Raw genomic sequence first — 15,841 nt, 5'->3', positions numbered from 1 at the left:
CCTAGTCATGAGAGGGTATTTTTTGTCTACATCCAACGAGTTGATCAGCGCAAAAGCCGCCACGGGCATTGAAGGTCTGGACGACATCCTGGCCGGTGGTCTCTCTCGCAGTCATGTTTTCCTGCTGGAGGGCGAGCCTGGCACCGGTAAAACCACGGTGGCGTTGCACTTTCTCCTCGCCGGTGCCCGTGCCGGAGAGCGTTCGCTGTACATCACGCTCTCCGAAACCGAGCGCGAACTGCGCCAGGGTGCGGCATCCCACGGCTGGGACTTGAATGAAAACATCGAGATTTTCGAGCTGACACCGCCGGAAAGCCTGCTCAATGCCGAGCATCAGCAAAGCCTGTTGTACTCCTCGGATCTGGAACTGGGTGAAGCCACCAAACAGATTTTCGAAGTGGTCGAACGCTTCAAACCGACCCGGGTGGTGTTAGACAGCCTGTCGGAGATCAGACTGCTGGCGCAAAGCTCCCTGCGCTATCGCCGCCAGATTCTGGCGATCAAGCACTACTTCGTGCGCTATGACGCGACGGTACTGCTGCTGGACGACCTGACCACCGAATCCCTCGACAAGACGGTGCACAGCGTGGCCCACGGTGTCATCCGACTCGAAGAACTGACTCCCAACTACGGCGCCGAACGCCGACGCGTGCGGGTGATCAAGTATCGCGGCCAGAAGTATCGCGGCGGTTTTCACGACTTCACCATCATGGGCGATGGCGTGCATGTCTTTCCGCGTCTGGTGGCAGCCGAACACCGCGGCGACTATCCCCGCCTGCAACTGACCAGCGGGATCAACGAAATGGACGCGCTGCTGGGTGGCGGCATCGAGACCGGCTCCAGCACGCTGATACTTGGCCCGGCCGGTACCGGCAAATCGCTGATCTCGATGATCTTCGCTGCCGCAGCGGTAACGCGTGGCGAGAAAGCGGCATTATTCATTTTCGACGAAGAACTGGGCCTGCTGTTCGAGCGCATGAAAAATATCGGCATCGACCTCAAGGCCCTGCAAGCCACCGGTAATCTGCTGATCGAGCAGGTCGACGCCGCCGAGTTGTCCCCCGGTGAGTTCTCCCATCGAGTACGACGCTGTGTCGATGAAGCCGACATCAAGACCGTGGTGATCGACAGTATTAACGGCTATCAGGCCGCCATGCCGGAAGAAAACGCGCTGGTCCTGCACATGCACGAACTGCTGCTGTACCTGAACCGCAAGGGCGCTGCGACCTTCATGACCGTCGCCCAGCATGGTCTGGTCGGCGACATGCAGGCGCCGGTGGACATCACCTATCTGGCCGACACGGTCATTCTGCTGCGCTACTTCGAAGCACTCGGCAAGGTGCGTCGGGCGATTTCGATCATCAAGAAACGCACCGGCAGCCATGAGTCGACCATCCGCGAATACCGGATTTCCGCCCAGGGCATGACCATCGGCGAACCACTGGAAGCCTTCCAGGGTGTGCTGCGCGGTGTGCCCACGTACCTCGGCGCGAGCAATCCGCTGCTCAAGGAAGACAACTTGTGACTGTCACCGTCCCGCTGTCCGAACGGGCGCTGATTCTGGCGCCCCTGGGTCGCGACAGCCAGATTGCGCTGATGATCCTCAACGAGGCCGGGTATGGCGGCCTGATCACCCCGGACCTCGCCAGCCTGTGCAGTGAACTTGAGCCCGGCGCGGGCCTGTTGTTGATCGCCGCTGAAGCCTTGTGTGGTCCGGAACTGGAAACCCTGTTGCAGTATCTGGAACAACAGCCCGCCTGGTCGGATCTGCCAATCGTACTCCTCACTCATCACGGCGGATCCGAACAGGGCCCCTCTTCCCGGCTCAGCGAACTGCTTGGCAACGTGACCTTTCTTGAGCGTCCCTTCCACCCGGCGACGCTGGTCAGCCTGATCTCTGCCGCGTTGCGCGGTCGACGACGACAGTACGAAGCCCGCGACCGTCTGATCGATCTGAGCGAAAGCGAGCGGCGTCTGCAATCGACCCTCGAAACCCTTGAGCAACAAGTCGAGGAACGCACGGCGCAACTGCGGCACAACGAAGAAGCCCTGCGCCAGTCGCAGAAGATGGAAGCGGTCGGTCAGCTCACCGGCGGGATCGCCCACGACTTCAACAACATGCTGACCGGGATCATCGGCAGTCTGGAATTGCTGCGCCGGCGTCTGGCCCGTGGCCGGACAGAGGATCTCGACAGCCTGATCGATCTGGGCGTGACCTCCGCCAACCGCGCGGCGGGCCTGACTCACCGTCTGCTGGCGTTTTCCCGCCGCCAGTCGCTGGATTCCAAAGCGGTGCAGATGAATGATCTGGTGCAATCAATGGGCGAGCTGCTGCAACGCAGCCTGAACGAAAGCATCCAGCTGGACATGCGTTTGCACGAGCAATTGTGGGTGGCCGAGGCCGACCCCAATCAACTGGAAAGCGCCCTGCTCAACCTGGTGATCAACGCCCGCGATGCGATGCCCGACGGCGGCAATCTGGTGGTCGAAACGGGCAATCAGGTGCTGGATCGTGATTTCACCGCGAGCTACAGCAATCTGCAACCCGGCGACTATGTCGTCTTGAGTGTCACCGACAACGGCTGCGGCATGCCGCAGAGCGTGATCAACCGCGCGTTCGATCCGTTTTTCACTACCAAACCGATTGGTCAGGGCACCGGGCTGGGTCTGTCGATGATCTATGGCTTCAGCAAGCAGTCCGGCGGGCATGTGTCGATCGACAGCGAAATCGATCAGGGCACCACGGTCAAACTCTATCTGCCGCGCTTCCAGGGTGAGTCCCTGCCCCACACCCCGATGGATGCGGAACAGACTCCGGACGCCCTGGAAGGCGAAACCGTGCTGATCGTCGAAGACGATCCCGCCGTGCGCGTACTGGTCAGCGCCGTATTGAGCGAGTTGGGTTATGGCTTTGTCGAAGCCAGCGACGCCGACGGTGCCGTGCCCATCCTGGACTCGGCGCAGCGCATCGATCTGCTGATCAGCGACGTCGGTCTGCCAGGCATGAACGGCCGGCAACTGGCGGAAATCGGCCGACAATACCGGCCGGAATTGAAAGTGCTGTTCATCACCGGCTATGCCGAGCACGCCGCGGTGCGCGGCGGATTCCTCGACCCAGGCATGCAGATGATCACCAAACCCTTCACCTTCGATCTGCTGACGGCGAAGGTGCGGGAAATGATCAAGAGCTGAGGCGATTGACGCCTCAGGCCAGCAGCTCCTGAATCTTCTCCTGCAACACGTCCAGATCGAATGGTTTCTCCAGGATCGGCGCCCGGCGGGTAATCGGGCTGCCGGTCTCGCGGATTTCCTGCGGATAGCCGCTGATGAAGATTACCTTCAGATCAGGACGCAATTTGACGGCGGGTTCGGCGATCTGCACGCCGGAAATTCCGCCCGGCAAGCGAAAATCGGTAATCAACATGTCCAGATGCGGCTTGCTCGCCAGAATCTCGAACGCCTGCTCGCCGTTTTCGGCCTGCAATACGCGATAGCCCTGGCCTGACAAATAATCGGTCAGGACCATCAGGATCACCGGTTCGTCCTCGACGACGAGTACTACATCTTGTGCATCTACGCTCATGGGAAGCCTTTGTTCGGTCAATAGCTGCTGATACGACCGTGTGGTCACTCAGAGGTTGCGTTTGTTTCGCCGTTTTCCTGGAGCGGCAGACAAACGCGAAACAGGGCGCCCTCGTTGATCCTGCTTTCGACGACGATGGAGCCGCCGTGGGCGGCGACGATCTGCTCGGAAATGAACAGACCCAACCCGAGACCGGCGACCACCGTCTTGGCGGAAACCCGTTCGAACTGTTGAAAAATGCGCTTCTGATTCTCCTCGCTGATGCCGATGCCCTGGTCCGCAACTTCGACCCGCGCCTCATTACCTTCGCGATAGACCCGCACCTGCACCGGGCTCTTGCCGCCATAACGCAAGGCGTTGGTCAGCAGGTTCGACACCACTTGCTCGATGCGGAACTCGTCCCACTGCCCCTCCACCGGATCTGTCGCGGTAAAGCTGACTTCAGTCTCGGCCGCTTCGATCTGCTGGGCGAAATTCTGCAGCAGGTTGCCCACCAGTTGCGAAAGATCGAAGCGGCTCGGTCGGATCGACAGCTTGCCGGTACGGATCCGCGACACGTCGAGCATGTCCTCGATCAGGCGGATCAGGCTTTTGATCTGACGCTCGTCGCGGTCGACCATGGCGTGCATCTTGTCGAGGGTGAACGCGGCGGCGTTGTCCCGGGCCAGGTGCATCTTGCGCAGCTGCGTTTCGAGGATAAGGCCGTTGAGCGGCGTGCGCACTTCGTGGGCGACGATCGACATGAAATCGTCACGCATGCGCACCGCCTGCTCCAGTTCGCCCTGGGTGCTTTGCAGTTGCTGCAACAACGCTTCCTGTTCGCGACGGCTCTGCTCCAGCGCTTCGACCTGTTGTTTCATCGCCTTGCTCTGGCGATAAAGGTCGACGAAGACGTTGACCTTGCTCTTCACCGCATGGATATCCAGCGGCTTGTGCAGGAAGTCCACCGCGCCACTTTCATAACCCTTGAACGCATAGTTCAGCTCACGGCCGGCAGCGCTGACGAAAATGATCGGGATGTTCTTGGTCTTCTCGGTGCCGCGCATCAGTTCGGCCAGTTCGAAGCCGTTCATGCCGGGCATCTGCACATCGAGAATGGCCATGGCGAATTCGTGTTGCAGCAACAGCGACAGCGCTTCGTCTGCTGAAAGCGCTTTGTAAACGGTGCGGTCTTCGCGTTTGATCAGCGCTTCGAGAGCCAGCAGGTTCTCGGGCAGATCGTCGACGATCAGCAGTTTTGCCTGGATATTACTCAGCATGCGATTCGTTCCAGCTCGACAAGCAAACGGCCGATGCCGCGTATGGGAAGTATGTGATCCGGTTGATGAGTCTTCAATGCGGCCTCGGGCATGGTCGCCACCAGCGCGTCCTGCGGATCCTGAACGATGGTCAGCCCGCCCTGGCGTTTGACCTGGGCAAGACCTCTTGCGCCGTCGTGATTGGCCCCGGTCAGCAGCACGGCAGCCAGCGCCGGTCCGTAGACATCGGCAGCGGACTCGAACAGAAAGTCGATCGATGGCCGCGAATGGTGCAAACGGTCCTCCAGGCTCAACGACAGGCTGCGATCCTGCTCCACCGACAAGTGATAACCCGGTGTGGCGAAGTACACCGTGCCGGGACTGATGTCCTGTTTATCGATGGCCTCGGTCACCGGCAACGCCACGCGCCGGGCGAACACCTCGGCGAGTTGGCTGCGTCGTTCTTCCGGCAGATGCAGCACGATGATGATCGGCAGACCGAAGCCTGCCCGCAGCGAACCGAGCAGGGTCAACAAGGCCTCGACGCCACCGGCGGAAGCCCCGACCACAATCGCCTCGACCCGAGGCAAATCCGCTGCACTGTTCATGATTTGCGGTAGATCCGTTCTTGTTTCACCAAGGGTTCGAACTGGTTGGAGTAGCCGGAAAAATCCAAAGTTTCCTTGCTGCCCAGCACCAGAAAACCACGATGGCACAACGATTCATGGAACAACCCGAATGCCCGATCCTGAAGTTTTTTATTGAAATAAATCAACACGTTACGACATGAAATTAATTGAGTTTCGGAGAATACGCTATCCGTTGCCAGGCTGTGATCGGCGAAGGTCACGTTCTCGCAAAGGCTCTTGTCGAAAATCGCGTAACCATACGCAGCCGTGTAGTAGTCGGCAAACGAGCGCTGACCGCCGGCCTGCTGGTAGTTGGCGGTGTAGGCGCGCACGTTCTCCATCGAAAAGATCCCCTGCTTGGCCTTGTCCAGCGAGCGCGGGTTGATGTCGGTGGCGTAGATGATCGTGCGATCGAGCAGACCTTCTTCGCGCAGCAGGATCGCCATCGAGTAGACCTCCTCACCGGTGCTGCACCCGGCGATCCAGATCTTGATCGACGGATAGGTCTTGAGCAGCGGCACCACTTCCTGACGGATCGCCAGGAAGTGCGACGGATCGCGGAACATCTCACTGACCGGAATCGTCAGCAGTTGCAGCAGTTGCATGAACGCCGTCGGGTCATGCAGGACCTTTTCCTGCAGCGCCGAAATGGTCGCGCATTCGAACTGGCTCAGCGCATGTTGCACCCGGCGCTTGATCGAGGCGCCGGAATAATCGCGAAAGTCGTAGCTGTACTTGAGATAAATCGCCTCGATCAGCAACCGCAGTTCGATTTCACTGTTTCGTTCAATGTGATTACTACGTTCCACTAAATGCGTTCCATCTTCGGCAACCACACGCGAATCAGCGAGAACAGGCGATCCAGATCGATGGGCTTGGCCAGGTAATCATTGGCGCCCGCCTGCAGGCAGCGCTCCTGATCGTCCTTCATGGCCTTGGCCGTCACCGCGATGATCGGCAGCTTGCGCCAGCGCGGATCCTTGCGGATTTCCATGGTGGCTTCAAAACCATCCATTTCCGGCATCATCACGTCCATCAGCACCAGATCGATGTCCTCGACTTCTTTCAGTTTTTCAATCGCTTCACGGCCGTTCCGGCCGATCACCACGACTGCACCCTTGGTTTCCAGCGCGCTGGTCAGGGCGAAGATGTTGCGTACATCGTCGTCCACCAGCAGCACTTTGCGGCCCTCGAAGACCTTGTCGCGGCTACGCGCGGTCTTGAGCATCTTCTGCCGTTCATGGGACAACTGCGATTCGACTTTGTGCAGAAAGAGTGTGACCTCGTCCAGCAGGCGCTCCGGCGAGCGTGCGCCCTTGATGATGATCGAACGCGAATACTTGCGCAGATCGGCCTCTTCATCGCGGGTCAGGTTGCGTCCGGTGTAGACGATCACCGGCGGGAACGAGCAGATGTCTTCGGTGGACATGCGCTTGAGCAGATCGTTGCCGAGCATGTCCGGCAGCTTAAGGTCGATGATCATGCAATCGAAGATCGTCGTGCGCAGCAGCTCCAGCGCATCCTGCGCCAGGCCGACAGCGGTGATTTCAATGTCGTCATCACCGATCAGACGGGCGATGCTTTCCCGTTGCAGATCGTCGTCCTCGACCAGCAGCACGCGTTTGACCTTCTGGGTCAGCTTGGCCTCAAGACGCGCGAACACGTCCTTGAGCTCTTCGCGGGTGGTCGGTTTGACCGCGTAACCGATGGCACCCATGTGCATGGCAGCCTCGACACGATCCTCGACCGAAATCACGTGCACCGGGATGTGGCGGGTTTCGGCGTGTTCTTTCAGGCGTTGCAGGACGGTCAGGCCCGAGTGGTCCGGCAGGCGCATGTCCAGCAGGATCGCATCCGGTACGAACTCTTTCGCCAGGTCATAACCTTCATCGGCACCGTGGGCGACCAGACACTGATAACCCAGCTCGTGGGCCAGGTCGTACAGGATATGAGCGAAGTTCGGCTCGTCTTCCACCACCAGAATGCAGCGGGTGTCGAACGGCGCTTTGTTGCGGTCGTCATTGAAGCGCGGGATATCCGCGGAGGCCACCGGCGAAACCGCCACCACTGGCGCGGCAACCTGTGCGGGTGGGGTAAACGTCAGCGGTGCGATCGCCGCTTCACCGTCTTCGCTGTATTGCTGCGGCAACACCAGGGTAAACACGCTGCCCTGCCCCGGTGCACTGCTGACGCTGATTGAACCACCCAGCAACATCGCCAGATCCCGGGAAATCGACAGCCCCAGACCGGTGCCGCCGTACTTGCGATTGGTGGTGCCGTCAGCCTGGCGGAAGGCCTCGAAAATGCTTTCCTGCTGGTCCTGCGCAATCCCGATCCCCGAGTCGCGCACGATAAAGGCAATGCGATCGTCCGGCTGGCCGGCGATGGTCAGGCTGACCGTGCCGTGCTCGGTGAACTTCACGGCGTTGGACAGCAGGTTCTTGATCACCTGCTCCAGACGCTGGCGGTCGGTGAACAGGGTGATCGGCGCATCCGGTTGCAACTCGACACTGAACGTCAGTTTCTTGTCTGCAGCCAGGGGTTCGAACACGCTGCGCAAGCCATCGGCCAGACGCGCCACACTGGTGTTTTCCGGAACCACTTCGAGTTTGCCGGCTTCCACCTTGGAAATGTCGAGAATGTCGTTGATCAGGTTGAGCAGATCGTTGCCGGCGGAATAGATCGACTCGGCAAACTTCACCTGCTCGGCGCTGAGATTTTCCTGCGGGTTTTCCGCCAGCAACTTGGCCAGGATCAGCGAACTGTTCAGCGGCGTGCGCAGTTCGTGGGACATGTTGGCGAGGAATTCGGATTTGTACTTGCTTGAGCGCTGCAACTCTTCGGCGCGCTCTTCCAGTTGCACCTGAGCCTGATTGAGCTCGGTGTTCTTCTGGTCCATGGCATCGCGTTGCTCGGCCAGGGTCTGGGCCTGTTCGGCCAGTTGCTCGTTGGTCTGTTCCAGCTCGACTTGCTGGGTTTCCAGGTGCGCCTGGGATTCCTTGAGAATCCGCGACTGTTCTTCCAGTTCTTCGTTGGCGGTTTTCAGTTCTTCCTGTTGCACCTGCAACTCTTCATTGAGCTGCTGGGTTTCGGCCAGGACTTCCTGCAGACGCTGGCGATAACGCGCCGCCTCGATGGACGTGCCGATGTTGCCGGCAATCAGTTCCAGCAGCGCCACATCGCGCTCGGTCAACGGACGCAGGAAACCAAGTTCGATCACGCCATTGACCCGGTCGTCATCGCTGGTCGGCACCACCAGCACGCTGTGCGGCAAACCTTCACCCAGACCGGAGCTGACCTTGAAGTAATCGGCCGGCACCGAATCGAGACGAATCAGCCGCGCCTGCTGGGCAGCCTGACCGACGATGCCTTCGTCGCTATAAAGGGATTGTTCCTGTTGTTCCTGCTCGCGAGAGAAACCGTAAGTTGCCACGCGCTTCAGGCCGCCATGTTCTTCACGCACGTACAACGCCGCGACGGCAGTGCCCAGGTATTGCGCACAAAATTGCAGGATGTTGCGACCCAACAGGTTGAGCGTCAGTTGTCCCAGCACCTGCTCGGCCAGTTCGGTCTGGCCTGTGCGTAGCCAGGCCTGCTGCGAGAGGCGTTCAGCGCTGGCCAGTTGTGCAGCAAGGTTGGCGCTATAACTGTTGGACAGGCTGACCAGATCGCGCCGGCCAATGTAGGCCAGCAAACCGCTGATGCCAGCGATGAACAGCAGATACAGGCTGATGCTCCAGATCGTGGTCCGGCGCACATCTTCGTTGCGCGTGGTGCGCAATGTCTGCTCGGTGTCGATCACGTCATCGAATTGCTTGCGGATCTCATCGGTCAGGCGCTTGCCGCGCCCGGCCTTGACCGCAGCCTTGTAGTCGCCGCTGGCGCGCTGCAGGTCGATCATCGATTGCGCGTAGGTCGCCCACTCGGTCTGCAGCGCCTGCAAGCGGCGCAAGCGATCGGTCTGCACCGGGTTGTCGGCGGTCAGTTCGAGCAAGGTATTGAGCGCCACGGCAATGCGAGGCTTGGCCGTTTCATAGGGGTCGAGGAAGTGCTCGTCGCCACTGAGCAGGTAGCCGCGCATGCCGGTTTCCAGATCGACCGTGAGCTTCACCGCTTCGTTGGCGTTATTGATCACCCGGTCGGTGTGCTCCACCCACTGGATGACCGACAGCAAATAAGTGATCAGCGACACGAAGAACACGGCACTGATCGCACCGACGCCCAGTGGCAGCGCGATGTTGCGGGTCAGCAGTTTGCGAAACCGTGATTCATCAACCGAAGACGGAGAGGACATGTGGCAGCCTTGTCGAACTGTTGAAAACCAGGGAGTTTGCCCCAAAACGGCGGCATGGATCCATTTTTCTCACAGTCTTAGCACTGTTTTCCCACATTTGCCTGCGCCGGATCGCCAACCAACGGTTATCCTTGCCCGCCCGTTTGCGCCTATTCTTTTTTGTATCCATCCGGGAACTTGTGGCCATGCGCCACTTACTCATGCAAGAGCCCGGCAATTTTGATCGACCGGCGCCCCGTCCCCCATTCTTGAGAGCCGCCACTATGTCCACCACCACGTCCACCATCCTTGTAGTAGAAGACGACACCATCGTGCGCATGCTGATCGTCGACGTGCTGGAGGAACTGGACTTCAAGGTGCTGGAGGCGGACGGCAGCGAACAGGCCCTGGCAATCATCAAGGATGCAAATCAGCACATCGATCTGATGATGACCGACGTCGGGCTGCCGATCATGGATGGCCGTCAACTGGCCACCGAGGCTCGAAATATCCGCCCTTCACTGCCGATTCTGTTTGCCAGCGGTTATGCCGAGACCATTGAAGTGCCGGCGGACATGCATGTGATCGGCAAGCCTTTCTCGATCGATCAACTGCGTGACAAGGTCAAAGCGGTTATCGGGCAATCCTGAAGCCGGAACTTCAAATCCGGAAATAAGCATGGGCAGACTTTCAATCTGCCCAGACCAACTTTGAAACGACCCACAACTTCCCAGCAGCCACAGAAGCCAATTATTCTGAGGCCGGCCCGAAGTTGTCGGTTTATTGAAATATAAACTTTCATTCCAACTTCGAGGAGCCTCGCCCTGCCCACAACTCAAGGAAGACTTGCTCATGCAACCTGCACAGAGCGGAAGCCTGCTGGATATCGATAATGTTGCACTTGATTCCGCGCATTTAACTGAACGCCGAATCGCTGATCAGACAGAACAGTCCAATATTGTTTCAACACTTTCCGACATTGCAGCGAAACGCGAAGATGCCGCCCCTGTCGACCTGCATTTCATCACTGTCTCGCGGGTATCGGACAGCGCCTTTGATAACGCTGTGGAGTTTGCCCGCATTGCTTTGGCGAAGATGCTGGAGACCGATGATTTTCTGTTTCTTGCGGAAAAACATGCACTACCCGCTGGTGCGCCAGTGTGCATCGACAAAAACGCCAGGCTCAACGTACAGATCAATGACGCCTGGCTCGATATCACCCATGACGCGGTGATCACTGCCGACCTGCAAGAAGACATCTTTACATTGGGTGAATGTGCGGAGCAAACCGGTGGCCAAGTGTTTTCCTCAAAGGTGTTCGGCCTTGAACAGTGGCTGAACTTCCATCATTACGCACTGCCCGCCACTGTTGCTGAAGTACGTGAATTGATTGCCTGGCTGGCGTTTCAAATGCCGGACAGCCCGGCGACCGGCGATTATCACGAGCTGTTGATGGCGCCGGCGGAGTCGGCATTCCACTTGAGCGAGACCGATCGAGCAACGATCAGGCAAGTCGCCAGGGACACGACCCGAAACCGCATCAGCCTCCTGCAACATATCGCCACTGCGGAATTCGCCTCGCTCCCGGCTGCAACACGGCGCGAACAGGCGGCCACTTATCTGGACCACTTTCTGCAGACCCCCGAGGCCGGAGCACTGGGCATTCACCTGCATGACCGCCTCGGATGGCATCTGGAGCAAGACGATCACGACATCGCGGCACGACAGATCAAGTGCCTGGTGGCCACCGCACTGATCCTCGATCTGGGATTCGAGGTCGAGCGGCATGCCAGCGTCATTGCCGGTTTTCATCTGTATCACCCTGATAACGCCTCGAAAACTGCCCCTCAGGTGGTTGAAGCACTGGAATGGCAACTGACTCGTGAAGCGCAATTGCCACCGGCTTACGCGCCCCTGGCTGCCCATTTGCTGCTGGCCTGCGCCGCGCCACAACTGCTGATTCAGCAGACGCCCGCCGAGTTGACGATTGGCAAGCCTGGCTGGGTGATCGTGTCCCAGGCGGTCGCACTGGTCGAGCTCACGGCGCCAGGGGCATCGCGCCTGATGACCTACGACCGGATCAAGGCGTTTTCCGAACTGGCGCCTGTCAGTCCCGTCCAGCGTACGCTGCAAGAGTTGGCGACCATCACGCCCATTCTCCAGTGGGCGAGGCTCAACGGGGTCTTGCCCGAGGCAAACGGCCGTGATGATGACGTGCACGCATTTACCACCGCCGCCAGCCGTTTCAGCCAGTACGTAGAGGCGTTGAACGACGTCGAAACCGGCATTGCGATTGTTCCGCCTGATCGACGGCAACTGGCGCTGCAAGAGTTGAAACGCGTCATGCCGGACGGCAGTTACCTTGAACAACAGGTATTCCGGGCCAACTTCGATGTTGCGCTTGGCGAGCGCAGTGCACTGGAATGGCTGACTCTTTTTTTCCCCTCCAGCGAGGGAAATGTGAAAGACACTTCTGCAGTAGGCAGGTTGCGTGTCTCGATTCTCGACCTTTACATGTCGGGTGATCTGGTCGTCAACGGCAAACTCACCGACAAGTTTGTCAGCACCGCAAACTTCAACCCGCCGCAGAATGCTTATTCTCGACTCGGCGAACTGAAACCGATCGACGCCTTATTTGAAAAATCATTCGACCAATATCATCTGACGCTGAAGAAAATCCAGGCCTCGATTCTCAAAATGGCAGTGTCCAACTTGCCGGAAGCTGACAGGACGATGATCGCCAATGGCTTTATTACGTTATATACCGTCAGGGAATCGGTAAACCCCCTCAACCCGTTTGAAGAAACCCAGCGCCAGCGTGATGCAGCCAAGGGTCGCTACGGCCTTATTATCGGATGCCAGCATGAAAAGGCGTTTCGCTGTTATGAGCTGTTTACTCTCAGAGGGTTGTGTCGTGAACGCCCGGAACTGGCCGACATGTTGCGGTCCAGCGGCACAATGTTCGAAGACGCTTCGCTGGAGTATGGCGGCAAGGACACGGACTTCCAGCCAAAGAAACCTGCACAACAATGGCCACTCGACGTTGATGCCTACCTGAAGGGCGATGCCCCGAAACCTGGAGCATCGTCCCGTGTGGTCGTGGAAAAGCTCTGGCATTTCTTCCTCGCCTCGGATGAGGTCCAGCCAATCCCGCTGTTCTTTTCCCGGGCATACGAGGCCCTGGCCGACGGCGTTCTGGGCAATCATCCGGTAGCGACTCGCGACGAACTCTATTCATCGCTGTACGCACCGACCGAACTGCAAAAAATTCGCGCTAACAACAATCAGATCAATGAAGCCGTTATCAATGTGATCGTGCCCTTCAAGAAATGCATTGAAGACATCCGCGCAGGCGATGCGGAGCGGGTGTCCGAAGGCATTGGCGGCTGCATTCTTGATGGCCTGGCTTTACTGGGGCTGGTGGTCGGCTTTGGCGCCACGGTCGTGGGCATCGTCGGCAAGACAACGTCGACCACCGCCAAGGCATTGAGCATCGCCAAGGCGGGCGTCCACTTGTCGGTATCGCTCTTCAATCCCCTGGATGGTTTACCGGCGCTGGCTGTGCAAGGTGGGCGTCTGGCCAAGCGTGGCGTTCTGCTGTTGAGCAAACACGGGCTCAATGTGGTGGAAACCGCCACCGGGCAACTGCGCAAACTGACCGGCGGCGCCCAGTCCTACGATTTGATCAAGGCCGCGCAAAGAACCGATGTATTTCAAGGCATCTGGAAAGCGGCGGACAATCTGGGCGATCCGGTCGACCTGCTGGCGCTTCAGCGCAACAGTGACTGGTATGCATTGAACATGAGGATCGGCGCTGCCTGGGGACCGAAGCTGAAGGGGTTCAAAACGACAGTGGGTTCCCGGTTCAAACAATTGCTCAGCGCAATAAAGCCCTACAGCTATACCCGCGCTTACGTCAAAAAAGCGATGCCACTCGCAAAATCGAAGCTGGACAACGCCATTGAACTGCTGTCGAGTCAACCAGATGATGAGGTTCGACAGATACTCAGGCTGGTCTTTGGCAACGATTCGGACGAGGCAGTGAAGTATTTGCTCGGGAATTTTCGTGAAATGCGAAAAGATCTGGACTCGGTGACGCTTGCCAATATGTCTTTCAGGCGGGGATCCGATGCGGTGGCGGGGCTTCGTAGCAACATGTACAAACAATGGAAACAGAGCTTGCTGACTGGCAAGCATTCACAAGAACCGGCGCAGCATTTCATCGTGATCTACAAAGACGGGATGAATGATCTTTACAAAATTTCCAGTTATGACGACACAAGAATCGCAGATGCGCTGATTCATGAAATGTCCCATGGCGCACCGGCAACATTGGATTTTTATTACGGATACTCGCTTCCCCAATACTCAAACAGAGCTCCGATTGATGCCGCCGGTTTGCTCGATTTCGCCAGGAACGCAAAAAAAGCTCATCCTGAGAACTTGGTCAACCCACACTTCCTGTCTGCTCAACCACCCGCGTTCGCAGAGTTTGCCAACGCGCCGCACTACTCAACGCTGGTCCGAAGTCACCCGGCACTCATCAATGCCGACTCTTATTCACTGGCGATCTCATTGCTTGATCAGCGCAAGAGCAACCCGGGCGGCCTGCTTGACAATCTAAGCTTAATGGAATGGGCATTACGGGACTCGCTGGATACCCCACATCAGTTCATTCGGGGGACTTTGCCCATCAATCTTTCGAGTACGGGAGTCTGACGACATCCCACCAAGCCTGACCTGGTGTGTTCTAATGCGCGGCCGATTTTTCTTACACACGCTCCAGGGAATTCCGTTTATGCACCAGCCCGCAACCAAAGTCCTTGTCATTGGTTACGTCTGGCCGGAACCCCGCTCCTCGGCCGCGAGCGGGCATGTGATGCAGATTCTCGAGACCTTCCTGCAACAGGGCTGGCAAATAACCTTTGCCAGCCCGGCGGGCGTCGGCGAACATCCGGCCGATCTTGCCGAGTTGGGCATCCGTACTGTTCCGATCGAATTGAACAACAGCAGCTTCGATGTCGTCGTCAGCGAACTGGCACCGGATATCGTGCTGTTCGACCAGTTCATGATCGAAGAACAATTTGGCTGGCGCGTGGAAAAACACTGTCCCAATGCTTTGCGCGTACTGGAAACATCGGACTTGCAGAGTTTGCGGCACGCTCGTCATCAACGCTTGAAGGATCGGCTGAAGGCCAGCGATGACGCAAACGACTTCCATGCGTTGTTCGCGCCCGCGCTGCGCGAAGAGTTCGAGCTGATGGCTGACACCGACCTGGCCAAACGCGAGATTGCCGCGCTGTTTCGCTGCGATCTGAACCTGATGATTTCACAGGTCGAAATCGAGTTGTTGGTACAGCAGTTCAAGTTGCCGCCCGAGTTATTGCACTGGTGTCCGTTGATGGTCAAACCGTCCAGCTCGCCGGCAAAACCTTTCGAGGAGCGCGCGCACTTCCTCAGTATCGGCAATTTCCGCCACGCGCCGAACTGGGACGCGGTTTTATGGATGAAATCGGCCGTCTGGCCGCTGATCCGCGAGCAACTTCCGAAAGCACAGTTGCACATCTACGGTGCCTACACGCCGCCCAAGGCCGCAGCCTTGCACAACGCCGCGCAGGGTTTTCACATCATGAACTGGGCCGAAGATGCGTTGCAGGTCATGTCCGATGCGCGCATCTGCCTGGCACCTCTGCGGTTTGGCGCGGGCATCAAGGGCAAGCTGATCGACGCCATGCTCTGCGGCACCCCGAGTGTCACCACGCCGATCGGCGCTGAAGGCATGCACACCGACCAACCCTGGCCGGGCGCCATTTGTCGTACGGCGCAGGATCTGGCCAATGCCGCCGTTGAGCTCTATCGCGACGAGGTCCGCTGGCAAGCGGCTCAGTCTCAGGGACAAGCACTGCTCAACGACGTTTACCCGCAAGCCATACATGGACCGGCGTTGATCAACAAGTTGCAGGAGTGTCGCAAAAACATTGTTCAACTAAGACGTCAAAATTTTATTGGCAGCATGCTGCGCCATCACTCACATAAAAGCACCCAATATATGGCGCAGTGGATTGAGGCCAAGAACCAGAACAAGTAACTCGTCTGGAAATTTTCAAAAACAAAACCC

The 15,841-nt window shown here is 58.2% G+C and carries 10 protein-coding genes; 5 read left to right on the top strand and 5 right to left on the bottom strand.

Going from position 1 to position 15,841, the window contains the following annotated elements; genetic code table 11:
• Positions 1-22: 22 nt before the first annotated feature.
• Together R1A29_RS13450 and R1A29_RS13445 are read left to right on the top strand one after the other, a co-directional pair.
• The gene (locus tag R1A29_RS13450; RefSeq protein WP_438301832.1) at positions 23-1,525 is read left to right on the top strand and encodes an ATPase domain-containing protein; all 1,503 of its coding nucleotides are present in this window, start codon (positions 23-25) and stop codon (positions 1,523-1,525) included.
• Positions 1,522-3,192, top strand: a complete 1,671-nt coding sequence (locus R1A29_RS13445) for an ATP-binding protein (RefSeq protein WP_438301831.1) — start codon at positions 1,522-1,524, stop codon at positions 3,190-3,192. The genes R1A29_RS13450 and R1A29_RS13445 overlap by 4 nt, the downstream gene beginning before the upstream one ends.
• Before the next feature lie 13 nt (positions 3,193-3,205).
• Here the strand turns inward: R1A29_RS13445 and R1A29_RS13440 are convergent, their stop codons facing one another.
• From R1A29_RS13440 to R1A29_RS13420, 5 genes are read right to left on the bottom strand one after another with little or no spacing between them, the layout of a single operon-like run.
• A complete protein-coding gene (locus tag R1A29_RS13440) occupies positions 3,206-3,583 on the bottom strand; it encodes a response regulator (protein ID WP_007954537.1) in 378 nt (125 codons plus the stop codon).
• A gap of 44 nt (positions 3,584-3,627) precedes the next feature.
• Complete coding sequence (locus R1A29_RS13435) at positions 3,628-4,842, bottom strand: hybrid sensor histidine kinase/response regulator (protein WP_305833009.1); 1,215 nt, start codon at positions 4,840-4,842, stop codon at positions 3,628-3,630.
• Positions 4,836-5,429, bottom strand: coding sequence for a chemotaxis protein CheB (locus tag R1A29_RS13430; protein WP_085709783.1), 594 nt, complete (start codon positions 5,427-5,429; stop codon positions 4,836-4,838). Before R1A29_RS13430 ends, R1A29_RS13435 begins: the two co-directional genes overlap by 7 nt.
• Positions 5,426-6,259 carry a CheR family methyltransferase gene (locus R1A29_RS13425; RefSeq protein WP_085709782.1) on the bottom strand — a complete coding sequence of 278 codons (834 nt, stop codon included), beginning with the start codon at positions 6,257-6,259 and terminating at the stop codon, positions 5,426-5,428. Before R1A29_RS13425 ends, R1A29_RS13430 begins: the two co-directional genes overlap by 4 nt.
• A complete protein-coding gene (locus R1A29_RS13420) occupies positions 6,259-9,744 on the bottom strand; it encodes a response regulator (RefSeq protein WP_438301830.1) in 3,486 nt (1,161 codons plus the stop codon). The genes R1A29_RS13425 and R1A29_RS13420 overlap by 1 nt, the downstream gene beginning before the upstream one ends.
• Positions 9,745-10,007: 263 nt before the next feature.
• Here R1A29_RS13420 and R1A29_RS13415 point away from each other — a divergent pair, with 263 nt between their 5' ends.
• The 3 genes from R1A29_RS13415 (at position 10,008) to R1A29_RS13405 (ending at position 15,811) form a co-directional block, all read left to right on the top strand.
• Positions 10,008-10,373 (top strand): response regulator, encoded by a 366-nt coding sequence (locus tag R1A29_RS13415; protein WP_114882862.1) that lies wholly within the window; start codon positions 10,008-10,010, stop codon positions 10,371-10,373.
• Positions 10,374-10,575: 202 nt separating this feature from the next.
• Positions 10,576-14,442 carry a hypothetical protein gene (locus R1A29_RS13410; RefSeq protein ID WP_438301829.1) on the top strand — a complete coding sequence of 1,289 codons (3,867 nt, stop codon included), beginning with the start codon at positions 10,576-10,578 and terminating at the stop codon, positions 14,440-14,442.
• A 79-nt stretch (positions 14,443-14,521) separates the two neighbouring features.
• Positions 14,522-15,811, top strand: coding sequence for a glycosyltransferase (locus R1A29_RS13405; RefSeq protein ID WP_438301828.1), 1,290 nt, complete (start codon positions 14,522-14,524; stop codon positions 15,809-15,811).
• The last annotated feature ends 30 nt before the right edge of the window (positions 15,812-15,841 follow it).

It is taken from the genome of Pseudomonas sp. NMS19W, from assembly GCF_051554255.1.
GTDB lineage: Bacteria > Pseudomonadota > Gammaproteobacteria > Pseudomonadales > Pseudomonadaceae > Aquipseudomonas > Aquipseudomonas kribbensis.
The sequence above is the reverse complement of the archived record's forward strand: the minus strand, read 5'-3'. Positions and strand labels throughout refer to the sequence as shown.

What these genes read in the sequence shown, in the direction of transcription:
- R1A29_RS13415 (WP_114882862.1), top strand. Translation starts at nt 10,008, where the DNA reads ATGTCCACCACCACGTCCACCATCCTTGTAGTAGAAGACGACACCATC.
- R1A29_RS13420 (WP_438301830.1), bottom strand. Translation starts at nt 9,744, where the DNA reads ATGTCCTCTCCGTCTTCGGTTGATGAATCACGGTTTCGCAAACTGCTG.
- R1A29_RS13440 (WP_007954537.1), bottom strand. Translation starts at nt 3,583, where the DNA reads ATGAGCGTAGATGCACAAGATGTAGTACTCGTCGTCGAGGACGAACCG.
- R1A29_RS13405 (WP_438301828.1), top strand. Translation starts at nt 14,522, where the DNA reads ATGCACCAGCCCGCAACCAAAGTCCTTGTCATTGGTTACGTCTGGCCG.
- R1A29_RS13430 (WP_085709783.1), bottom strand. Translation starts at nt 5,429, where the DNA reads ATGAACAGTGCAGCGGATTTGCCTCGGGTCGAGGCGATTGTGGTCGGG.
- R1A29_RS13435 (WP_305833009.1), bottom strand. Translation starts at nt 4,842, where the DNA reads ATGCTGAGTAATATCCAGGCAAAACTGCTGATCGTCGACGATCTGCCC.
- R1A29_RS13410 (WP_438301829.1), top strand. Translation starts at nt 10,576, where the DNA reads ATGCAACCTGCACAGAGCGGAAGCCTGCTGGATATCGATAATGTTGCA.